Genomic DNA, 22,938 nt, shown 5'->3' on the forward strand with positions numbered 1-22,938 from the left:
CTGCATTACAGCTTTAACTCAGTATTGTGATTATTTTGTGAAGAGCGGACTGCTTATTCCTGTTCCGCAAAAAATTTCCCGATTACTTTGTCAATGCTGTCGCTTCTCAGCGGCTTGCTGATATACTCGTCCATCCCTGCTTCCAGACATAGCTCCCGGTCGCCCTTAAGCGCGTTGGCCGTCACAGCAACAATGACTGGCTGCTGGTCTGCCGGCTGCTCTGCCCTGATGGCAGCTGTGGCCTCCAGGCCGTTCATCCCGGGCATCTGCACATCCATGAAGATGAGATCATAGCCGTGCCGGGCCGTCATATCGACCGCCTGCCGCCCGTCCTCGGCCACATCGACGGCGAAGCCGCGCTTCTCCAGGATTTTGCGCAGGACGATCTGGTTGATCACATTGTCCTCGGCGACCAGAATATGCAGGGACCGGCCTTCTGATTGCACCTCCGGCAGGTTCCCCTCCGGCCCGTCAGCCGGAAGCGTCTGCGCTTCTGTCCGGAGGACCACGGTGAACACAAAGGTCGCCCCTTGCTCGGCCGCTGTATCCAGATAGATGCCGCCGCCCATCCGCTCGGCCAATTGCTTGCTGATTGCCAGTCCCAGACCTGTGCCTTCCCCCTGGCGGCCCCTGAAATGCTCCAGCTGATAGAACGGCTCGAACAAGCGGCTGCGGGCCTCCTCAGGAATCCCGCTCCCCGTATCCGCCACGGTGAACTGGAGCGTTACGCCTGCCGGGCCATCGGCAATGCGCTTTACGCTTACCTTTACCCCGCCGGTACAGGTGAACTTCACAGCATTGCCGGCCAGATTGAGCAGGATCTGCTTCAGCCGCCCCCCGTCCCCGATCAGCCGCTGCGGCACATCCGGCCCGGTCTCCACGCTAAGGGTCAGCCCCTTGCGCTCCGCCTTGAGCTGAAGCAGCTCCAGCGCGGAATCCATACAGTGCTGGAGAATGAACGGCTCGTCCTGGAGTGAGATTTTGCCTGCCTCAATCTTGGAAAGATCGAGAATGTCGTTGATGATATTGAGCAGGGATTCGCCGCTCTGGCGGATAATCTCCAGGAACTCCCGCTGCTGCGAACCCGGCTCACTGCTCTCCAGCAGCAGGTCGGTCATCCCGATTACCCCGTTCATCGGAGTACGGATTTCGTGGCTCATCATGGCCAGGAACTCACTTTTGGCGCGGTTCGTATTCTCTGCGGTCTCCTTGGCAATCAGCAGCTGCTTCTGCTCGGTAATATCCTTGACGATAATATAAAAGCCTACGTTAGACTCGTTGATAATAATCGGCGCAAGGGTGGTCAGAACCTCCACAGAATGCCCGTCCTTATGCCAGATCAGGTTGATATCCTGTCCCGCGGAGCCGCTCTGCCGGCGGGGACCAATTACATTCTGCAGCTGCTGCTCGCCGATGATCCGGCTGACACTCATGCCCACCATCTCGGCGATCGTATACCCTGTCAGCCGTACCGCCTGTTCATTCCCGTTAATAATATGGCCTTCCAGGTCCAGAGATATGATCGCGTCATGATTATATTTCTTCAGTGAGGTGTACCGTTCGACCGATTCCTGAAGCTTCTGCTCCACAATCTTGCGCCGGGTCACATCGCGGCCGACAGCCAGCACCCCGCGCTCCCCGCCGTCTTCCACCGTTCTCAGAGAGAATTCAATCCAGATATATTGGCCGTTCGCATGTAATATCCGCAGCTGGACATCAGGCGAGTCAGCCATTTGCTGCGCACTGATTAGGGCCAGATCCTCAGAGTGAACCAGTCTGCTGTTGTCCCGGCCGATCAGCTCCTCCGGTCTATACCCGAGCACCTCTTCCACTGAAGGGGAGCAATACCGGCAGACTGAACCCGGCGCCGCATAATAGACAATGTCCCTGATGTTGCCGGCAATCAGCTGGTATAGCCGCTCAGATGTCCCGGGGAGTGCCTCCGCCGGTGCCGCAAGCGGCCTTCCAGCCAAGTGAACAATATAATACAGACCTTCTCCCGTCGAAGGCTCGCTCACCTTCGCCACATGCAGCAGCACCGGAACCGCAGAACCGTCCGCATGGCGCAGCTTGATTTCGGCTTCAAAAAAAGGGGCTGCTCCGCTCCTGAGGCTCCCCATCCTGTAACTATGTATGTTCAGGCTATCTTCATCCCAGAACGCTGTGAAGCTGCGTCCCAGCAACTGTTCTTCGGAATATCCCAGCAAAAGGGTTACCGCCGGATTCACTTTCATCCATTCTTCAGCCATGGAGAGAAAGGCTACTCCGGCAGTTCCTGTCTTAAACGCCTGTTCAAATGGAGAAGACGTCTCCGTATGCTGCCCTAGCATAAGATCCACCGCCCGTTGTGAAGTATTAGATGCAATTCTTTTATATTAAATCTGCAATATAAATATCTTGCATAACCGGGCGAAAGTCAAATCATTATGTCGAATACAAAAAAATCCTTATTCAGCGGATTACAGCAATTCGTGAACCCGCCGTCAGACAGAGATCTCCCCAGTTCCCCACCTTAATGAATCCCCTGTTGCTATTTCGAGCTAAATCTTCTGTAGGTCTTCTCCGTAGAGCAGCCTTTTCACGGTTTCGGTGAACGCTTTAACCTGAAAGGGCTTGGTGATATATTCGGCAAAGCCCTTCTTCCGGGCCTTTTCAATATCCGAGTTTTGTGCAAACGCACTGGTCGCCAGCACCGGAATATGACAAGTCGCCTGTTCCTGCTGCAGTATTTCCAGAGCTTCATATCCGTTAAGTCCGGGAAGCCCGATGTCCAGGATGATCAGATCCGGCAGAGCTTCCCGGGCTATTTGCAGTCCAAGCTCTGCCGTTTCAGCCTTCAGCAGCAATACAGAGGGCAGATTTCTTTTGAAAATATGGTGCACTAAGGCCATATTGAGCTGATTATCTTCCACATATAGTACCGTCCACTTGCCTTCCTCCATCCAGTTTATCCTCCTAAAAAGTCTCAGCCCCCTTGCCTGCAGATGGGCAGAAAATAAAAAAACCGAAGAAAGGGACCATTCCCCCTTCTTCGGCTCATGTTCGGCTCATTTGCATGTCCGACTCATTTCCACCTCATATATATTTAGACTTCAGTGAAAAGTATAGGCTATCACGCTGGTATCTTTGTCGAAATCCCAATCCACATAAATATCCGCCAGCTCTTTGCCAAGCATCTGGGCGATCGTGGTGGTATCATCCAAATACCGCTTCTCCATCTTGCGCTTGGTAGTCTTAAGCGTATTCTCATAGCCGAGGCCAATCAATTCCTTCTCCAAAGGAATCATGATGCCCTCACGCTTAATAATTAGAATGCGGGGTCCCAGCCACCAGGAGTCCGTATGGACCGGTTCCTTCTGGACCTTCCTGGTTACTTCGTTAATCTGAATATGGACTTGTTCGCGCCCGGCATATTCATCAATCGGTACATCGTCATTCTTGATGAGTGCCACGATCATACCCGATGCGTTATGAATGCCCCAATCATAAAAAAGCTCGCCGACCTCAATAGCCATGCTCTCCTTCAGGTAAGCTGCAAGCTCGGGAAGCAGGGACTTCATCAGAAGCTCCCGTGTATAACGAAACGCCTGTTCTTCTTCCTTATTCAATAAAAACCTCTCCACAGGTCCAATGAAATTACGGATATGCAGTGCAATACACTGCTGCCCGATCGAGGCGTGTATCGATTCAGGTCCCTTCCCGAAGCGTTCCCGCAGTAGCCTTCCTGTGAAACTGGAAAGTTGGCTAGTAAGTTCTGTAATGCTCATTCAATTTCCTCCAGCATAATATTGTAGTGTCTGTGTGTGTACATTTGGGGAGACGCTCCGCCTGCTGAAGAAACGGTTCGTTCAACTTAGTATAATCTCAACCGCCCAGTTAGTATATATAAAACTTTATGGGATATCTCCCGGACACTCCGATTGCAGACACAAAAGCTTCTATGCATAGAGTGCCCAAAAATAAAAGTTACCGCAGGACAAGCATTACAAACTTCCACTCATATACTTACAATTAGTAAGTAATTGTGATATACTGGGCTATATCCTTGCACTAACGGACAAGCTTACAAGATAACTGCTGCTTACTATTATGGATGATAAGGGGTCTGTACCATGAATGATCAAGGGAATACTCATGAGAATACGCTAGCGAATGCGCAAGCAAATACACAAGCGAATGCACAAGCGAATGCACAAGCGAATGCACAAGCGAAAGAAGCAAGCCTGCCGGAGTTTGAATTCGGCATATATACACTAGGCGATATAGTTACCGATTGCCATACAGGGCAGCGGATCAGCCCCGCCCAGCGCCTGCAGGAAGTCATTGCAGCCGCGAAGCTGGCCGATGAAGCCGGGCTGGATGTATTCGGCGTAGGCGAGCATCACCGGCTGGATTTCGTAATCTCATCGGTGCCCGTTGTGCTGGCGGCTATTGCCCAGGTTACACAGCGGATCAAGCTCACCAGTGCTACGACCGTGCTAAGTACCATTGATCCGGTCCGTGTCTTCGAGGATTTCGCCACCCTGGACCTGCTGTCGGGCGGCCGAGCCGAGATCATCGCCGGACGCGGCGCTTTTCTGGAATCCTTCCCGCTGTTCGGCTACGAGCTGGAGGATTACAAGCAGCTGTTCAGCGAGAACCTCGACCTGCTGCTCACACTGAACCAGCATGAGGTCATGAACTGGAAGGGCAAATTCCGCTCCCCGCTGCATAACGCCGAGATTGCTCCGCGTCCGCTCCAGCAGAAGCTTCCGCTCTCGGTCGGCATCGGCGGGTCGGCGGAAAGTGCCGAGAAGGCCGGAACCCTTGGCATCGGCATGGCTATCGCGATCCTGAGCGGCAGTCCGGAGCCCTTCCAGAATCTGGCCGGCACCTACCGCCGCGCCGGGGCTGCAGCCGGCCACCAGCCGGAGGACCTGAAGATCGCCATTACCAGCCACGGCTTCATTGCCAAGACCTCTCAGCAAGCACTGGATGAGTATTATCCTTATTACTACAGCTACCGTAACAGCATCAGCCCGCGTCCCGGTCAGGAGTACCGGGTCTCCCGCAGCGATTTCGGCCGGTTCACCTCGCCGGACAATACCCTGGCCGTGGGCAGCCCGCAGCAGATTATCGAGAAGATTCTCTATCAGCATGAGCTGTTCGGCCATAACCGCTTCATGACCCAGCTCGACATCGGCGGCCTCCCTTACCCCAAGGTAGCCGCCGCTATCGAGCTGCTCGCCACCGAGGTCGCCCCGGTGGTGCGCCGCGAGGTTGCGAAGAAGCAGCGCGGAATTTCCTCCGCGCAATAGGGGACTATTGCGCGGGATGGGGTGCCGCCTAACTAATTGGCTCATTTAGCTAACATCTGGTGGACTCAGGGGCACTTGTGCTCCTGATTTACTCATTTAGCCAACTTGCCCTTGATTCAGGTGCACTTGTGCTCCTGATTTACTCATTTAACCAACTTGCACTCCTCATCCGGCCCACTTTTCAGCGCCACCAATGGGATTTATCCCTCTCATTTCCCTATCCAGCCCACTTTCAGCGCCACCAATGGGATTTATCCCTCTCATTTCCCTATCCAGCCCACTTTCAGCGCCACCAAAGGGATTTATCCCTCTCATTTCCCTATCCAGCCCACTTTTAGCGCCACCAAAGGGATTTATCCCTCTCATTTCCCCATCCAGCCCACTTTCAGCGCCACCAAAGGGATTTATCCCTCTCATTTCCCCATCCAGCCCACTTTCAGCTCCACCAAAGGGATTTATCCCTCTCATTTCCCTATCCAGCCCACTTTCAGCGCCACCAAAGGGATTTATCCCTCTCATTTCCCCATCCAGCCCGCTTTCAGCTCCACCAAAGGGATTTATCCCTCTCATTTTCCCATTCAGCCCACTTTCAGCGCCACCAAAGGGATTTATCCCTTTCATTTCCACCTCCAGCCCACTTTCAGCGCCACCAAGGGGATTTACCCCTTTCACTTTTCCTATCCTTCTCCCTTCCCCTCTAGTCCGCTCCACACCACTCGGCCCGCTTCCAGCAGAGTCCACATAATCACCCTAATTCCTTATATTAGTTTAAATTCAAGACCCGGCAGACAGAATGCCACGGATGTGAGTGAGCAGGCGCATCAGGTGAGCGCATAACCTCGCATAACCTAAGTCGGGGCTGCACTCGTTCAAAGGACAAAAAAAGCCCCCAGCAATAGCTGGAGACCTGTTCAATAGTATGATTTAGCCAATGTTCAGGCAAATGATGGCTTGTTATTATCCACTTTACCGCTGACCAGCTTCTTGTACTCGTCGTCGCCACCCTCCACGGATGGTGCCAAATACACGCTTGACGCTGAGGGTGTAAGCTTGGGGCCGGATTTACGTCTGGAGCGGCCTTTGCCTCCCGCGCTGTTGCCGTCACCGCTTGCAGACCGGCGGACAGTACTGGATACACTAACGGCATTCTTCATATTCTTCATCCTGTTAGTCCCCTCCCACTAAATGATTGACGGTGCGGAACAAATCCCGGTTATAGGCCACGACTGCTGTAATATCCTCCGCCGACAATCTCTGACTTCCCGAGAAGTGCACGGACAGCACATGGTTCTCACCTAAAGGATAGCATAGGATATATACCTCCGCAACTTCCGTACGCTGTAAAAAAGTCCATTCTTTTGCCAAAAAAGCATCCAGCACCCCCGGCTTCACACTCCCGTCCCCGAAGGCGGCGAACGGATACATCTGCCCGCGTCCCACATTGCCGCCGACCTGCTTCAGGCCCGCTTCCGCTTCGGCCCGCCACATGGCGGCTCCGATGACCCGGCAATCCTCCGGGGGCAGGAATGAATTGCGGACGGCTTCGCTCAGTGCCTGATATTTCTCGGCTGCCTGAGGCGGGGTTACATTATTATTATATTGCCAAAAGAAGTGAAGGATACTTTCTTTTCGCCTAAGCTCTGCCCGAAGCTGCAACAGCTCTACAGCCGGGTCGTGGTACATCCCCTGCGCCTGAATGCTGTCGATAATCTTGCCGCAGCTCACATCCACTGCCGCTGTAGCATTCTCATGCTGCCACTCATATTCCAGCGGGGTTAGTCCCGACAGATCCGACAGCAGATGATACTCTTCCACATTCTCACCCGGAACAAGATCACTGCGGGCAGGCACCTGATCCGGCAGCAGGCAGAAGACCCTGCCGCGTCGCAGCCTCGCCCAGAACAGGCCCATTTCGAACTGGGTGTTGTCCCGGGTCACATAATAATATTTACCCCTAATCCGGGCGACATCATCCGGCGAGAACACAAAGACGGCAAAATCGCTGATATCCAGATTCCGCTCCAGCGCTTCCATGGTGTATTCATTCGGCCGGAAAGCAGCGGCATACCACGGATGGACCTCGGCGGTCCGCTTCAACTGTTCGTGGATAGCCCTGGCATAGCGGATAGATTCTCTGGAAGAACCAATGAATAATCTAGGTCTGATCACGGCGGCACTCCTTTGTCTGTTTCCCCAATATGTAATAATTATACAGACATTTCCTGCCAACGAATAGGGCCTCGGGCGATATTGGGCAGCCGCAGAAGAATATAATTAACATCGTTGTTAGCAGTAGTTGGAGTAGGTATTTATCTTCAATTTTAATTTTTCGGTATTCTCCGGCCGATGAAACGGGTAATAGAATGTTATCTCTAGGGGAAATGGGGCTTTATTTGTATGCGACAAAAAATACATACCGCAGTTCTGTCAGCCTGTCTGCTGACTTCATCCATACTGGCACCTGTTCTGCCGTCTTCTACCGCTTATGCTGCAACTGCTTATACCGCCAAAGTGTACGCCAGCTCGCTGAATGTACGCAGTGAGCCTGCTGCAAGCGCCGCCGTCACAGGCTCTCTGGCTGCCGGAGCCACCGTTACCGTCACTGAAGAGCAGCATGGCTGGCTCAAGGTCAGGGCCGGCTCTGTCTCCGGCTGGGTAGCCGGTTATTATCTGAAGCGTACCAGCGGAAGCTCCTCCACTAGTACTACTTCCGCCAGCACCTCTTCCAGCTCCGCCGCCTCCAAGGCATCGGCCAAGGCGGCAGTCAAGACCACCTCGGCCTCCAGCGGAACGGCTGTCGTGACCGCGTCTTCCCTGCGTATCCGCAGCGGGCCGGGAACCGGTTATGAGGTGGTCGGCTCCCTGCAATCCGGCAACAAGGTGACGCTCCTGCTCCGTCAGGGAGAGTGGTCGCGGGTCCGCACCGCCGGAGGAACGGTCGGCTGGGTATCCTCCGGCTATCTGTCAGGCGGAACCGTCCGCAGTGCAAGCACGGTCAGCTCAAATAGCCAGACTCCGAGTGTGGTACGGAAATCCGGCAGTATCCGGGGCAAGCTGATCATCGTGGACCCCGGCCACGGCGGCACCGATCCCGGCATGCTCGGGACAACCTATGACACGATGGAGAAGGATCTGACGCTCCAGACCTCCCTCTACCTGCGGGATTATCTGACCGCCAAGGGAGCCAGAGTGGAGATGACCCGGACCCGCGGGGACCAGAAGCCTGCGCTCTCCCAGCGGGTGCAGCTCGGGCGGGCGCTCGGTGCGGACGCTTTTGTCAGCATTCATTATAATTCATCGCCGAAAAATGTCTCCGGCACGCTGACCTTCTTCTATTCGCAGCAGAATGATCTGCGGCTGGCCCGGGCGGTGGAGACCCGGCTGGGTGAGGGCATCGGTCTGCGCAGCAACGGCCTCTCCTTCGGCGACTACCATATTCTGCGGGAGAATCCGCTGCCGGCCACTCTTGTAGAGCTGGGCTTCCTGTCGAACCCGTACGACGAATCGATTGTACGCAAGGCGGCTTATCAGCGCAAGGCAGCTCAGGCAGTCGCTGAGGGAGTGGCCGATTATTTCAGCAAGTAGATCGGAATCAGAGGCTGATCTCCCGGATATTAAGCTCCGTTCTTTTGCTGAGATCAATATATTCATCCCCGATGCGGATCAGCGGAGTCTCGATGTCATGCGGGTTCAGGTAGACAATCTCGCCGACCCGGCCATCGGTTAGGACCACTTCACGCCCGACCGACCGCTTCACGATATTTTCCAGAAAAACGGTTACAATATGCGGGTCCAGCGCGCCGAAGCTGCCTCTTCTCATCTGATCCACAATCATATGGAACGGCGTCGGTTCATGATACGGGCGCTTGCTGGACATCGCATGAAAAATATCGGCCACGGCCACTATTTTGCTGTACGGATCGATCTGTTCGTCCTTCAGCCCCAGCGGATACCCTTTGCCGTCATTTCGCTCATGATGCTGAAGCGCCACCAGGGCAATGCGTGAATTGGCTCCGGCGGTTTCTTTGAGAATCTCGTAGCCGTAGACCGTGTGCTTCTTCACCTGAGCGTATTCCTCGTCCGTCAGCTTGCCGGGCTTATTCAGCAGCTCTGAGGGAATCTTCAGCTTGCCGATGTCATGCAGAGTTGCAGCCATAGAGAGCACGGACAGCTCCGCTTCACTCATCTCCAGCCATCTGCCGATCAGGGTAGAGAGCACCGCAACGCCGACATTGTGCTCATATGTATAATCATCCTTCCCCTGCACCGAATGGAACAAGGCGAAGATATCCGGGTTGCGCGAGATTTCCTGAATGACCGGAAGCACCTCCTTGCGGATATCCGCCAGCGGGATTTTGCGGGAGATTCGGTAAGATTCGAATAATTCCTTGGACAGGTCCACTGTACTGTTGACCATCTTTTGGTAGGAGGGCGCCTGGTCAGCCTCATCTGCAAAAAGGATGTCGAATCTGTCGATTTTTTGTTTGCGGATTAGCTCCAGATGCTCGGCATTCAGTCTGCTTCCCGCCGGAATTACAGTCACTCCATAGGCATTAATCAGGTCATTCTTAATCGTTCTTCCCAGATCATTGTCCATATTATCCAGCTCTCCCCTATAACCGCAGCTATGTATTCATTGCCCATATAGCTATTATCGGTTGCAGACCGGGAAAAGCTGAAAGGTAGACCGTAAACCTTACATACTCAGGCTTCTTCTTCCTGCTTGCGGTATTCTCTTGGCGTGAGGCCGGCGGTTTTCTTGAAAACACGGCTGAAATACTTCTCATCCTCATAGCCCACCAGCTCCGCGATCTGCGACAGCCGCAGATTCGTATTCTGGAGCAGCGCCTTCGCCTTCTCCACCCGGAGGCCGGTCAGATAATCCGACAGATTCTCCCCCGTGACCTGCTTGAATTTGCGCGACACATTCTCCCTGCTGATGAAAAAGCGTTCCGCAATATGCTGCAGCGTCATCTCCTGCGCATAGTTCCGGTCCAGGTACTCCCTGATCTCCTGGACGAGCCGGCTGTCCGGCGCTTGCGGGCTGCTCTTGGATAAGCGGTGCAGCAGCGATTTCAGCCGGAACTGCCAGTTCTCCACCGAGAACAGCCCCTCGGCGTCATAACAGTGCTCCAGGCTGAGCTCCTCCTCCGGCCTCCAGCGCTTCAGAACCTCCAGAATCTCCGTCTGCTGCTGGAGCAGAACGCGCTCCGTGAGCAGCGGCAGCCCGGCCAGATGCCCGGCCCACTCCTCGACCACCCGCTCCATCCGCTCCAGATCGCCGGACAATACGGCGATTCTAAGCTTATCCAGCCGTTCCTCCAGGCCGTAGTCGTTTGTAGGTCTACTCCCGTCCCCGTAACCTCTGAAGGGATGGATTCGCCCGTCCCGCTGCAATAGATTCCGCTCCGCAAGCGCCTGGCCTGCCTGTTCAAAAGCAGACCGCAGCCCCTCCGGCAACGGGTTCAGCGGACTAAGCCCGATATCCAGCTGAACGCCAAACGTCTGGCGGATGGCTTCATTCATCCGGTTAAGCATCTCCTCCGCCTGCGTTACCGCACTCCACAGCAGAACTACAAGCTCTCCTCCGCCCTGCCAGTTGCGGAAGGCATAGCCGCTCTGGTCTGCGGCCATCACTTCATTGCAGACATTAGCCAGCACGAAGGCCGTCAAGGCCACATCCCCGCGGAATCTCCGCAGCAGATGGCAGTCTGCAGCTTGCAGCGGGATTACGGCGATTCTGCACTCCTGCGCCCCAATCGGCATCCCCAGCTCTTCACAGAGGGACAGCTTCAGCTCATGGAACGAGGCCTGTCCGCTCACCAGATCGGACAGCATTTTGTCCCAGTAGAGCGGACGCAGCGCGTTGAGCTGCATGTTCTGGCGCTGGCGCCGCTTCCGTTCCGCCTCCTCCTCCATCCACAGCTTGAAGGCATGCTCCGCAGAGGCAATCAGCTGCTTGCTGTTCAGCGGCTTCAGCAGATAATCCGTACCGCCGTATACGATGGCCGGCTTGACGTAATTGAAATCCTGATACCCGCTGATGACAATCGTCTTCGTATGCGGATAATGCCGGTGCAGCCATTCCAGCAGCTCCGCCCCGTCCATCAGCGGCATCCGCATATCCGTGAACACGACAGCCGGCTGATGCTCCTGCATGATCCGTGTCGCCTCCTGCCCGTTGGTCGCCTCATAGATCCCGGAGATGTTATAGCTGTCCCACGGAACAAAATAACGGATGGCCTCCCGCACATGCTTCTCATCATCTACAATCAGCACCTTCATCTCAGCCGCTCCTTCTAAGGATCATTTATCCTATTAAACATTTATGCTGTGAGCTTCACTGGGCAAAAGCCCAAATTAACCGTCTATCACCTCCAGCGGAATAATCAGCGTAACGGTAAGCCCCTGGCCGTCTTCATTATTCTTAAGCTGCATCTCCGCTGCGCTGCCGAACTGGAGCCGCAGACGGGCCAGCACATTGTACAGGCCGATCTCCTCCTGGCCTTGCTGGCTGCTGCCTCTGAGACAGGCCGTAATCTCCTCCAGCCGCTCCGGGCTCATGCCCCGGCCGTTATCCTTCACGGCAAGCACCAGCCTGGCCGCTCCTTCCAGCCTGCACTCGATCTGGATCAACCCCCCGCTTATGCCGTCAGCGAAGGCATGCTTGAAGATATTCTCCACAATCGGCTGCAGGATCATCTTCGGCAGGATCAGCTCCAGAGCCTCTGGCCCCGCCTGAACCTCCAGCTGCAGATTCTCTTCGCCGAACCGCTCCGTCTGGAGAATCATATAGTTCTGCACATGCTCAATCTCATCCCGCAGCGGCACCTGGGTCCGCTCGGTATTCATCGAATAACGCATCATGCTGCCCAGGGAATAGATGAGATCATATACCTTCGGCGCATTATAGCGCAAGGACAGGCTGGCGATCGATTGCAGCGCATTGTAGAGAAAATGCGGGTTCACCTGGGCCTGTAGCGCCTTCAGCTGATTCGTCTTGTTCGCCAGCTCCAGCCGGTACTCCTTAACGATCAGCTCATTGATCGTGCGGGTCATGCCGGTGATCTTGCGGGTGAGGAGCCCGAACTCGTCCTCCCGCTCGGCATCCATATGCGCATCCAGCTGGCCGGTCTGCACCTTCTGCGTGAAGTGAATCAGCTTCTTGATCGGACGGGTGAAGCCAATGGAGATCAGCACGGCACTGATGCCCCCGATCAGCAGGAACAGCAGCCCGATGCCCATATTGAACCGGGTAATCACCCTTGCGTCTGTGTAGAGATCCTCATAGGGCACCAGCTTGATAATGCTTCCGCTGAACAAAGGGGCCTTGATCTGCTTGAACATTACGATCCCCTGGAAGCCATCCTTCTTCCAGGCGAAATGCCCGCTGTCCTGCTCTGCGGGGAGACGGCTCCAGCCCGCTGCGACCGGCTTCCCGATCCAGTCCGGATCGGAGGCGAACAGCGCCTCGCCTTGCTCATTCAGCACATACAGGCGCTCAGTGTCCGAGGTGTACATCGACTCCACAATCCCCTCCAGCTCCCCCAGCGTATAATCGATCGACAAATCTGCCAGTACACTGTCACTGGGGGTCCGGTAGATGGGGAAATGGGCCGTAAAGACCGGCACGCTCCCCGGCTTCAGATTGGGGAAACCGGACTTCACTCCGTATTGATGATCCATATGCGTCACTTCGAGATACGGGCGGTAAGTCCCTCCAGCTTGCCCCTTGGCGGCATAGTCTGCATTATCCTCACGGCGGAAAAATCCCTTAAGCAGCAGATTGGACTGCCTGGCGGCCCTCACATACAGATGAATCTGATACGTATTGCGGTCGGAGAGAAACAGATTGTACAGCTGGGTGGAGATGATCGCCCGGGTGTCCGGCAGTATGGTGCCGGGCGGGGCCTGGGCGGGGCTTTTGGCGGTAAGCAGAGTGGTGTAGAAGGAGCTGGGAACATTGATCCCGCTGTAAAGCGACATCGCCTGCTGGTTCATGCCGCTGAAATAACTCCGCAGATTCGCCTCCCCCAGCGTCAGCAGCTTCGTATTCTGCTTCACGGACTGGTCTGTAACCGACTGCCTCGTATAGAGATAAGAGAAGGTCACAGAGATGCCTGACGGGATCACTGATGCCAGCAGCACTAAGGCCATCAGCCGTGTCCGGATGCTGTTCTTGAACATGGGGGAACCTCCTAGAAGTTGTGTGGGCCGTATGGCCTGCAATATAATCCACTTTTTCCGGCATGAAATGGAGTGTTGGCGGTGGCCCGGGCTTTCTATAATCAAGCTGTGAACCCGTAGATAGCTTACCCAAACTTACCCAAAGGAGAGTCCATATGAGAAAAACTCTAGGTATACAGCGCGGCTGGGGACAGCAAATCGTATTTCTCGGCCCCTGTCTGCTCTTTTTCCTGACCATTGTGGTCACCCCGTTCTTCCTCGGCTTCTACTACTCCTCCACCGACTGGAACGGGCTGGATCTGGACAAAGCGGTCTGGACCGGCGCGGCCAACTGGAAACGTATTTTCATGAATGACGATAAGTTCTGGGAGTCCCTGGTCTTCACCCTGCGCTTCACCGTGATCTCGGTTGTGGCTGCCAATGTGCTTGCGCTGCTGCTGGCCTTCATTCTAATGACGACGCTGAAGACGAAGAAGCTGCTCCGTACCGTCTTTTTCATGCCCAATGTGATCGGCGGCATTCTGCTCGGCTACATCTGGCAGTTCATCTTCACCAAAGGCTTCGCTACAATCGGCGAGCTGACCGGGATTTCATTCTTTCAACTGCCCTGGCTGGGCACGCCAAGTACCGGGTTCTGGGGTCTGGTTATCGTGTTCGTCTGGCAGACAGCCGGTTATATGATGGTCATCTATATCGCCGGGTTGGCCGGGATTCCCAAGGATCTCATCGAAGCCGCCCGCATAGACGGTGCCCGCGCTCCGCAGCTGTTCAAGAGCGTCTACATCCCGCTGATTATGCCGGCGATCACCATCTGCCTGTTCCTGACGACCTCCAATGCCTTCAAAATGTTCGACCTCAACCTGTCGCTGACCAAAGGCGGGCCGGGCACCTCGACCCAGTCGCTGGCCTATAACATTTATGCGGAGGCACTCATCAACAACCGGTATGGCCTGGGGACAGCCAAAGCGCTGCTCTTCTTCGCCGCCGTCTCCCTGATCACCGTTACCCAGGTCTGGCTAACCAAACGAAAAGAGGTGTCCGCCTAATGAACAGCAGCCGCTACCGCCCGGGCAACTTCCTCCTCGAAATTGCCGCCATTCTGCTGGCTATTGTCTTTCTGTCACCGTTCTATCTGGTCCTGAGCAACTCGGTTAAGGGGCTGAAGGACATCCTGATCGATGCCGCTTCCTGGCCGCAGGTGTTCCACTGGAGTAACTATTCCAAGGTCTGGGATGCCATTAACTTCCCGCAGGCCTTCTTCAACTCTCTGACCATTACGATTCTAAGTGTAATCTTCATCGTCCTGTTCAGCTCGATGGCCGCTTACCAGATTGTGCGCAAGCCGACACGCTTCAATTCCTTCGTGTTCCTGCTGCTGGTCTCGGCGATGATCATTCCGTTCCAGTCGCTCATGCTGCAATTAGTCCGGGTGACCAGCCTGCTGGAGCTGCGCGGCGAGCTGTACGGCATTGTGGCCTGTTATCTCGGCTTCGGGATGCCGCTGTCGGTCTTCCTGTTCCACGGGTTCATTAAGACGGTGCCGCTGGAGCTGGAGGAAGCCGCGCGGGTGGACGGCTCGAATCCGTACGGCGTGTTCTTCCGGATCGTCTTCCCGCTGCTGCTGCCGATTATTGTAACCGTCATTATCCTGAATACGCTATGGATCTGGAATGACTATCTGCTGCCTGTCCTGGTGATCGGCGGGAATAAGGATCTGACGACCCTGCCCGTAGCTGTGACCAAGTTCTTCGGACAGTACACCAAGAAGTGGGATCTGGCTCTTGCCGGTCTCGTCATGGCGATTACGCCAATTCTCTTGTTCTTCCTGTCGCTCCAGCGTTATATTGTGGAAGGCGTGACGGCAGGCTCCATTAAGGGATGATCTTAGGATCGGCTTTCCTTTGCAGCAATAATATCCACTTTTTCGAGCAACATATGAAGTGTAAGTCATCTATCAATTCCATTACGCTCTAAGAGCAGGAACCACAGACCAGGGAGGTTATTCTATGAAAAGAAAGTTCGCGTTCATCATGGCAACCGTTTGCACCCTCATTATCGCAGGTTGCGGGAACAGCGGCAATACGAATTCCGCAGGCAATGGAAGCGCCACTATTGCTCCTAACGCGTCAACCGAATCTGCAGCACCGGAAGCCAGCAAAGCGCCTGCCAAGGATGTTACGATCAAGATGTTCCAGTTCAAGGTGGAGATTGCCGAGCAGCTGAATGCACTCGCCGAAGAATATGAGAAGGAGACAGGCGTGAAGGTGGAGGTCGAAACGCACGGCGGCGGTGAGGATTACGGCGCACTGCTGAAGGCGGAGATCGCTTCCGGCTCTGAGCCTGAGATTTTCAATAACGGGGGGTATACAGCCCTTGTTCCTTATATGGACCGCGCCACTGACCTGAGCAATGAGCCTTGGGCCACCCAGCTGATCCCGACCGCCAAGACACCGGCAACCGTAGACGGCAAGCTTTATGGCATGCCTATGAATGTAGAAGGCTACGGGCTGATCTACAACAAGGATCTGTTCGCCAAAGCCGGCATAACGGAAGAGCCCAAGACGCTCCCGCAGCTCAAGGACGCTGTAGCCAAGCTGAAGACTGCTGGCATCACACCGTTTGAAGCCACCAATGAGTGGTGGTCGATGGGGATTCACCTCGTGAACGTAGGAATGGCGCACCAGCCTGATCCGAAGCAGTTCATAGACGATGTGAAGGCGGGCACACAGACCATCAAGGGCAATGCTATCTTCAAGCAATGGCTGGATCTCGTAGATGTGATCTTCGACAATGCCCAGGACAACAAAATGACTACCGATTATGCGACTCAGGTGGCTGAATTCGCCTCCGGTAAAGCTGCCATGATGCTGCAAGGGAACTGGACACAAGGCGATATCGACAAAATCGATCCGGCCCTGAACCTGGGCCTCCTCCCGCTCCCGATTAACGGCGAAGAAGGCACCATCCTGGTAGGCGTGCCTAACAACTATATCGTGAACAGCAAATCCGCACATCCGGAGGAAGCCAAGGCCTTCCTGAACTGGATGGTCAGCTCGGAAACGGGCCAGAAGTATCTGACCAAGGAATTCAAGTTCATCCCGGCGGAAGCGAACATCACCGCAGACGCCGCCGATATCGGCCAGGTCGCCGTTGCCGTGCAGGAGAAATCCGGGAACGCGCTGGGCTGGAACTGGGATATGTTCCCTGACGGCGTCACCCAGGGCTTCGGTGCAGCCATGCAGGAATACCTCGGCGGCCAGCTGAACCATGACCAGCTGCTGGAGAAGCTGGACAAAGCAGTGCAGGATATTGTGAAGCAATAGCAGCTGGCTGATCCTTTAACAGAAAAGAGGTGTCCCAGAAGCCGGCAAACGGCAAATGAGACACCTCTTTTGTTATGCGCATGATTTACGTACGACGCCTGGTAAGCACGCTCCGCAAACGGAATGTTGTTCCAATCGCTCTTATATCCAGATTTTTTTCATTCCCCTAATCGGTGAAAATCCGGATACAAAGGCGAACGCTCCGCTTCTCCGCGGGTCATTCCGCCCGCTCCGCTGTTTAAGAGTGGGAGTTACAAACTCTAATTCAAATGCACATCTGCTCTTCATTTACGTTCGCCTCCCACCTCCGGCGGGTTCAGGTGAACTGTACGTGGCATCCAATGTAGCTTCTTCCTTTCCTGGAGGTGCTCCACCTATCTCTCGCCAATTCCGAGACTTTCCGCTCACGGATCGCTTGTATGGATCGCATTGTTGCACATTTTGCAGGATTCCTCTAAAAAAGTTACGGGCTACGGTAGATTGTTGCATCTTTTGCAGGAATTCTGGTGTTTATAGCAAGTTAGCGCTGAATTTGTTGCATTTCATGCAGGATTTCAGCATAAGTCGCTTCTATGGGGCAGTATTGTTGCACATCTTGCAGGATTCCTCTATAAATGTTACTGGCCGTGGAGCATAGGGCCCACACTTCAAATAATCAATTCCCTGCACAGCTTACACAAACATCTCCACTACCAGGAACAGGTTCAACGCGACCACCAGGGCGGAGATGATCCAGCCGAGGATGGTGGTGATCCGGTGGTTCACCAGCCCCTGCATGATCCGGCGGTTACTGGTGAAGATGACGAGCGGAATCAGGGCGAAGGCAATCCCGAAGGAAAGGACAACCTGGCTCATGACCAGTGCGCTGGTTGCATTAACGCCTAAGGCGATGATGGCAAGCGGCGGAATGATGGTGATCGCCCTGCGTAGGTAGAGATTGATCTTTTTATTAATGAATCCCTGCATAACCACATCACCCGCCATTGTGCCCACCGACGAGCTGGACAGACCTGCAATCAGCAGGGCGAGGCCGAAGGAGATTGCCGTAACAGGCCCCGCCAGATTGCGGAACTGCCCGAAGGCGATATCCAAATCCTCGACCACCAGACCGTTCTTGAAGAACAGTGCGGCTGCTACAATGACCATAGCCATATTTACTGCACCGGCAATCAGCATAGCAATCAGAATGTCGATGAATTCCAACCGGAAGATCTGCTTCTTCTCACGCTCATCAATTCCGATTACACGGCTCTGGGTCAGCGAAGAATGCAGATAAATTGCATGGGGCATGACCGTTGCACCGAGAATTCCGGCAGCCAACAGCACGCTGTCCACGCCTTCGAATCTGGGAGTGAACATTCCGGTCAGGACACTGCCTGCATCCGGCTTCGCCATAATGACCTGGAATGCAAAAGCCAGCACAACAATCATCACCATACCGGCGATTCCGGCCTCAAGCGTGCGGTAACCGCGACGCTGCAGCTCCAGAATGGCAAATGACCCTACAGCAGTAATCAGTGCAGCCGGAAGCATCGGTATGCCGAATAACAGATAAAGCCCGAGCGCCGCGCCGATGAATTCAGCAAGATCGGTGGCGATAATGACGATTTCACTCTGAATCCACAGGAAGATCGATACGCCCTTCGGGAATTGCTCCCGCGCGATCTCAGGCAGATTCTTGCCGGTAGCAATGCCAAGCTTGGCGGATAAGGATTGAATTAGTACGGCCATCAGATTCGAGGCGAAAATGACCCAGAGCAGCAGATACCCGTATTTCGAGCCTGCGGTAATATTAGTGGCGAAATTGCCGGGGTCCAGATAAGCTACGGAAGCTATAAATGCCGGGCCCAGAAAAGGAAGAAGTCTCTTCAGTCCTTTGACATCTCCGTTAAGCACCGATTGTGCCGAATGTTTGTTAGTATGAACTGCATGACCCTTTAGGATAGGGGATGATTCTACTGCGGTATTTTGCTCCATCATGTTCTGTCCTCCTCTTGCCCGGAAAAAGTTGTCTATACACACGAAAGTTTCCCTGGTGCAACATTTGATTTGTTTTTATTATAATCCTCAAGATGAGAATTGTAAATGTATTTTCACTGGGTTTTCATACGCTGCCTGAGCTTATGCCTGCACGCCTAATCCTTCACCCATATTATGTGATTCAGCCCTATAAAGTGAGGCTTATGCCTTATGTTATTACCCGCTCCCATTATCGAGTTGACTCCTCTGCTGGAGTGATTGTACTTTGTGCAAATGCAATCTAATGTACAAAGTGCAGGCAGCTTGGCAGACGCATCACGCAAATCAGCGATGCTCCTATAACAGGGGCATCGCTGATTGTGTAACTCTTTAAGCTTTTAATAAATTGCCTTGGCGCAGCCAGTCTGTACAGCGTTCGCAGAATGTGTGAGAAAGGTCTTGTATTTATTACGCTTCAGCTGATGGTGTTGCGTTGCCCTTCCAGGTGTCCTTAAGCGGGACGATTCGGTTGAACACCAGCTTCTGAGCTGTGCTATGCCTGCTGTCGATGCAGAAATAGCCGTGACGCAGGAACTGGTAGGTATCCCCGGGCTGAGGGTTACCCGCAAGCGGCTCCAGCAGGCAATCCTTAAGCAGAGTTACGGAACCCGGATTGATGTATTCCTCCCAGCTCTCGCCTTCCTCCTTCGGCCCGTTGTTATCCGTCAGCAGTTGCTCATACAGGTATACGTCACTCTTCAGCGCATGAGCAGCGGAGACCCATTGCACGGTTCCCTTCACCTTCCGGCCGCTGAGTGCACCGCCGCTTTTGGTCTCCGGGTCGTAGCTGCACCGCAGTTCGAGGACGGCTCCTGTCTGCGCATCCTTAATGACCTCATGGCAGCGGATAATATAACCGCCCTTAAGCCGCACCTCGCCGCCTGGAACCAATCTGCGGAAGCCCTTCACAGGCACCTCCATGAAATCGGCCCGCTCGATATAGAGCGTGCCGGAGAACGGCACCTCTCTTGAACCCATCCCGGTATTCTCAGGATTGTTAGGGATCGGAAGCAGCTCGGAGGCCCCGGCTGCGTAATTGGTAAGCACGACCTTCAGCGGGTCAAGCACAGCCATAACAGCCGGCACCCTGGCCTTAAGGTCCTGTCTCAGGCAATGCTCCAGCAGCGAGAAATCCACCATGGCCGTATTCCGGACCATCCCGATCTCCCGGACGAAATCCCTGATGCTCTCCGGCGTGAATCCCCGTCTGCGCAGCCCGCTGAGCGTAGGCAGCCGCGGATCATCCCAGCCGTCTACATAGTTCCCGGCAACCAGCTCCCGGAGATACCGCTTGCTGGTGACCACTCCCGTCAGGTTCACCCGGCCGAATTCTTTTTGCCTCGGGGCTTCCGGGATTTCCAGCTCCCGCAGCACCCACTCATACAGCGGCCGGTGATCCTTGAACTCGATTGAGCACAGTGAATGCGTCACCCCTTCCAGCGCATCCTGAATCGGATGAGCGAAATCATACATGGGATAGATACACCAGGCACTGCCTGTACGGTAATGCTCTGCATGAATAATCCGGTACAGCACCGGATCACGCAGATTCATGTTCGGCGAAGCCATGTCAATCCGCGCCCGCAGCACTTTGGCCCCGCTCGGGTATTCCCCCTTGCGCATCGCCCGGAACAACCGCAGGTTCTCTTCCGGCGTGCGGCTGCGGTAAGGACTATCTGTCCCCGGCCCGGTTAATGTCCCCCGGTAAGCCGTTATCTCTGCTGCCGTCAGATCACAGACATAGGCCTTGCCCTTCAGAATGAGCATCTCTGCCCTGCGGTAGATTTCCTCCGAATAATCGGAGCCGTAGTAGATATGTTCCCCCGGACTGCAGCCGAGCCATTCAAGGTCACGGATGATCGCCTCCACATATTCCATATCCTCCTTGAGCGGGTTCGTGTCATCGAAGCGCAGATGGAAGCGTCCGCCATACTTACGGGCGATCCCCATATTCGTGTGGATGGCAAAAGCACTCCCGATATGCAGATAGCCGTTGGGCTCCGGCGGAAACCGGGTGCAAATCTCCCGGCTGAAGACTCCGGCCTCCACATCCTCTCTAATCAGCTTATCCATATAATTCTCCGGCAGAGCCGGTTCATTCGTATTAACAATATCGTCAGTCATTCGATCTCCTCCTGTAAATGGGTGGTATACTGCCTTCCCGGACAACAAAAAAGAACCTCACCTCCAAGACGTATGGTCTTGGGGACGAAATTCTCGCGGTACCACCCCAGGTTTATTAATATGTCACCATATTAATCTCATCAAGTACGGCGCTGCCGTCCGGCAGGGCTTATACTCTAGCTCTATAACAGGAGCTCCTGTCGTACCATCCCCGGCTGCTGCCTGGTTCCGGTAAGCCGCTCAGAGGCTTGTTTCCATTCAGTCCTCCCTGCTCCTTCACACCAGCCGGAGCTCTCTGTGAGGGAAGAACCTGAATGTACTCTTCTCGTCATCGCGTTTAAATTATTGGATACAGAATATCAAATCTCACGCCGGGTGTAAAGTACTTACGCCGGGCTGCCGGGAGCAGCAGCCTAAGCGTCTGCCGGGTCCAGGCTCAATGCAGCCAGCAGCTCCAGCGCTTCCTCATGCTCCGGCTCGATCAGCAGGGACCTGCGCGTATAATCCAGCGCCGCTTCATCATCCTCCTGCTCATAGCTGCAGATTGCCAGGCAGTACAGCACGGTAATTATCGGCTCCTCCCTACTTGTCGCCAGCGAATGCTCCAGGAAACGGCGGGATTCCCCGTACTGCTCCATCTCGAACAGCAGCAGGCCGCAGTCCAGCGCCAGATCATACTTTTGCGGCATCGGGTAGAAGCCCCTCCACATCCGGTCGATCCCCCGCTGAAGGTCCAGCAGCTCCTCGTCGCTGGCATCCGGCAGCAGCGCTGAGATGCGCTCGGCGCTCTGAATGAACAGCTCCGCGTCATATCCCCCCAGCCGCCAGAAGGCCAGAATCTGCTGCATGCCGATGGTGTCGTAATTCTTGTCGATCCATACCTTCAGGCTGAAGAAATCATCCGGCCCGAACCGCTCGACAAACCGCCGGTAGGCCAGCCGGGTATGCGGATGCAGCATCGGCTCCTCCAGCATCAGGATGCAGCCCACATTGAGATTTTTATAATGATGCTGTGTGAACTGGGAATGTGCGCCCTTCCGCTCAAAATAATGCACCAGCGCATGATAATTCGCCGTAAGCGAGATGCTGCCGTGGTGCATCAGCTTCGGCGGCTCGATAAACTCCCAGTTCTCCAGCCGGTGATCGCCCTTATCGGCAGTGAGCAGCAGGAAGCTTCCCCGGGACAGTGCACCCAGACGCTCCATGCAGGACAAAGCTGCCTCCGGGAACAGCACATGTGAATCCTCCAGCTTGTCCAGATAGAAGGAAATCACTTCATGATACGGATACGAGCTGTCTTCATAGCCCGCTGCGCGCTTGTAATGGTATTCCGGCACCAGATCACGAAGCACCTCGGATGGCCCCATCGTAGCGGACTGCTCAGGATATTTCAGCGAGACCTCGCATTCATAGATCTTGCCTTCATCCACATAGAGCAGCTCCTGCGGGATACTGTCGAAGAAGTAGTTGGCGATCACCATCAGCGGCTGCCCCAGCTCCCCGGGCTTAATCACCAATCCGCTCTGCGTTAAGGAGAGTTCCGTATCCCGGACCGCATCGAAGCGGGCAAAGTCAAGCATTCCCTGCTCTACAAAAGGCTTCAGACCCTCATGCTGCTGCCAGCCCTCAATGTTCTTCCACGGCAGATCGCTCATCACGTAACGGAACGGCGGCAGCAGCACGCCCGCATACTGGATTAGCTCACACAGCTGCTGGAGCACATGGAACGCCAGACGCCCCACTCCTGCACCCAGTTCCAGCACCACTACCGGCTCTGTAGTGAATCCCTTCTGTGCACGGTCCTGAAGAAAACCGAAGATGATCTCCGCATACGCCGTTCCAATCATCGGATTGCTTGTAATATACTGCGGAACCTGGTCATTGGCCCAAGCCTGGAGGCCCAGCTGTTCATAATAGGTGCGCTGCAATTCCCATATAGGCGCTTCGCTGAAGCGGTAGCGTTCTTGTCCACTTAATGTCATTGGTTC

Annotated in this window: 17 protein-coding genes and 1 other annotated feature; of the genes, 5 read left to right on the plus strand and 12 right to left on the minus strand. The window is 54.7% G+C overall.

Features of this window, described 5'->3' with window-relative positions; all coding sequences use genetic code 11:
- Window positions 1-53 precede the first annotated feature (53 nt).
- From NSS83_RS14990 to NSS83_RS15000, 3 genes are all read right to left on the minus strand, one after another.
- Window positions 54-2,330: a PAS domain S-box protein gene (locus NSS83_RS14990; protein WP_341348522.1), complete on the minus strand. Its 2,277-nt coding sequence runs from the start codon at window positions 2,328-2,330 to the stop codon at window positions 54-56.
- Window positions 2,331-2,540: 210 nt separating this feature from the next.
- On the minus strand, window positions 2,541-2,942 hold the full coding sequence (locus tag NSS83_RS14995) for a response regulator (RefSeq protein WP_341348523.1): 402 nt from the start codon (window positions 2,940-2,942) through the stop codon (window positions 2,541-2,543).
- Between the two features lie 150 nt (window positions 2,943-3,092).
- On the minus strand, window positions 3,093-3,767 hold the full coding sequence (locus NSS83_RS15000; RefSeq protein ID WP_341348524.1) for a Na-translocating system protein MpsC family protein: 675 nt from the start codon (window positions 3,765-3,767) through the stop codon (window positions 3,093-3,095).
- 345 nt (window positions 3,768-4,112) lie between these two features.
- Here NSS83_RS15000 and NSS83_RS15005 point away from each other — a divergent pair, with 345 nt between their 5' ends.
- Window positions 4,113-5,297: an LLM class flavin-dependent oxidoreductase gene (locus tag NSS83_RS15005; protein ID WP_341348525.1), complete on the plus strand. Its 1,185-nt coding sequence runs from the start codon at window positions 4,113-4,115 to the stop codon at window positions 5,295-5,297.
- A gap of 165 nt (window positions 5,298-5,462) precedes the next feature.
- On the opposite strand, the gene NSS83_RS15010 is transcribed toward NSS83_RS15005, so the two are convergent.
- The 3 genes from NSS83_RS15010 to NSS83_RS15020 all read right to left on the minus strand — a co-directional run bounded on the left by NSS83_RS15010 (window position 5,463) and on the right by NSS83_RS15020 (window position 7,466).
- Window positions 5,463-5,969, minus strand: coding sequence for a hypothetical protein (locus NSS83_RS15010; protein ID WP_341348526.1), 507 nt, complete (start codon window positions 5,967-5,969; stop codon window positions 5,463-5,465).
- Window positions 5,970-6,232: 263 nt separating this feature from the next.
- Entirely contained in the window at window positions 6,233-6,460 is a 228-nt protein-coding gene (locus NSS83_RS15015; RefSeq protein WP_036730425.1) for a hypothetical protein, read from the minus strand.
- 4 nt (window positions 6,461-6,464) lie between these two features.
- Window positions 6,465-7,466, minus strand: a complete 1,002-nt coding sequence (locus tag NSS83_RS15020) for a TIR domain-containing protein (protein WP_341348527.1) — start codon at window positions 7,464-7,466, stop codon at window positions 6,465-6,467.
- Window positions 7,467-7,694: 228 nt separating this feature from the next.
- Here NSS83_RS15020 and NSS83_RS15025 point away from each other — a divergent pair, with 228 nt between their 5' ends.
- Window positions 7,695-8,882: an N-acetylmuramoyl-L-alanine amidase gene (locus NSS83_RS15025; protein ID WP_341183836.1), complete on the plus strand. Its 1,188-nt coding sequence runs from the start codon at window positions 7,695-7,697 to the stop codon at window positions 8,880-8,882.
- 7 nt (window positions 8,883-8,889) lie between these two features.
- Here NSS83_RS15025 and NSS83_RS15030 read toward each other — a convergent pair whose 3' ends face one another.
- The 3 genes from NSS83_RS15030 to NSS83_RS15040 form a co-directional block, all read right to left on the minus strand.
- On the minus strand, window positions 8,890-9,894 hold the full coding sequence (locus NSS83_RS15030; protein ID WP_341183835.1) for an HD-GYP domain-containing protein: 1,005 nt from the start codon (window positions 9,892-9,894) through the stop codon (window positions 8,890-8,892).
- A gap of 107 nt (window positions 9,895-10,001) precedes the next feature.
- On the minus strand, window positions 10,002-11,582 hold the full coding sequence (locus NSS83_RS15035) for a response regulator (RefSeq protein WP_341183834.1): 1,581 nt from the start codon (window positions 11,580-11,582) through the stop codon (window positions 10,002-10,004).
- Window positions 11,583-11,657: 75 nt separating this feature from the next.
- Complete coding sequence (locus tag NSS83_RS15040; protein ID WP_341183833.1) at window positions 11,658-13,484, minus strand: sensor histidine kinase; 1,827 nt, start codon at window positions 13,482-13,484, stop codon at window positions 11,658-11,660.
- 155 nt (window positions 13,485-13,639) lie between these two features.
- Between NSS83_RS15040 and NSS83_RS15045 the strand changes: the two genes are divergently transcribed.
- The 3 genes from NSS83_RS15045 to NSS83_RS15055 all read left to right on the plus strand — a co-directional run bounded on the left by NSS83_RS15045 (window position 13,640) and on the right by NSS83_RS15055 (window position 16,807).
- Entirely contained in the window at window positions 13,640-14,530 is an 891-nt protein-coding gene (locus tag NSS83_RS15045) for a sugar ABC transporter permease (protein WP_036730439.1), read from the plus strand.
- Window positions 14,530-15,366 (plus strand): carbohydrate ABC transporter permease, encoded by an 837-nt coding sequence (locus NSS83_RS15050; protein ID WP_341183831.1) that lies wholly within the window; start codon window positions 14,530-14,532, stop codon window positions 15,364-15,366. The genes NSS83_RS15045 and NSS83_RS15050 overlap by 1 nt, the downstream gene beginning before the upstream one ends.
- Before the next feature lie 124 nt (window positions 15,367-15,490).
- On the plus strand, window positions 15,491-16,807 hold the full coding sequence (locus NSS83_RS15055) for an ABC transporter substrate-binding protein (RefSeq protein WP_341183830.1): 1,317 nt from the start codon (window positions 15,491-15,493) through the stop codon (window positions 16,805-16,807).
- Window positions 16,808-17,479: 672 nt separating this feature from the next.
- Here NSS83_RS15055 and NSS83_RS15060 read toward each other — a convergent pair.
- The 3 genes from NSS83_RS15060 to NSS83_RS15070 form a co-directional block, all read right to left on the minus strand.
- Window positions 17,480-18,787 carry an Nramp family divalent metal transporter gene (locus NSS83_RS15060; RefSeq protein WP_341348528.1) on the minus strand — a complete coding sequence of 436 codons (1,308 nt, stop codon included), beginning with the start codon at window positions 18,785-18,787 and terminating at the stop codon, window positions 17,480-17,482.
- A gap of 447 nt (window positions 18,788-19,234) precedes the next feature.
- Window positions 19,235-20,950: a glutamine--tRNA ligase/YqeY domain fusion protein gene (locus NSS83_RS15065; RefSeq protein ID WP_341348529.1), complete on the minus strand. Its 1,716-nt coding sequence runs from the start codon at window positions 20,948-20,950 to the stop codon at window positions 19,235-19,237.
- 77 nt (window positions 20,951-21,027) lie between these two features.
- Window positions 21,028-21,291: a binding site (T-box leader), on the minus strand.
- Between the two features lie 72 nt (window positions 21,292-21,363).
- On the minus strand, window positions 21,364-22,932 hold the full coding sequence (locus NSS83_RS15070) for a tetratricopeptide repeat protein (RefSeq protein WP_341183827.1): 1,569 nt from the start codon (window positions 22,930-22,932) through the stop codon (window positions 21,364-21,366).
- Window positions 22,933-22,938 lie beyond the last annotated feature (6 nt).

The sequence above is a fragment of the Paenibacillus sp. FSL H3-0469 genome, assembly GCF_038051945.1.
GTDB lineage: Bacteria > Bacillota > Bacilli > Paenibacillales > Paenibacillaceae > Paenibacillus_AQ.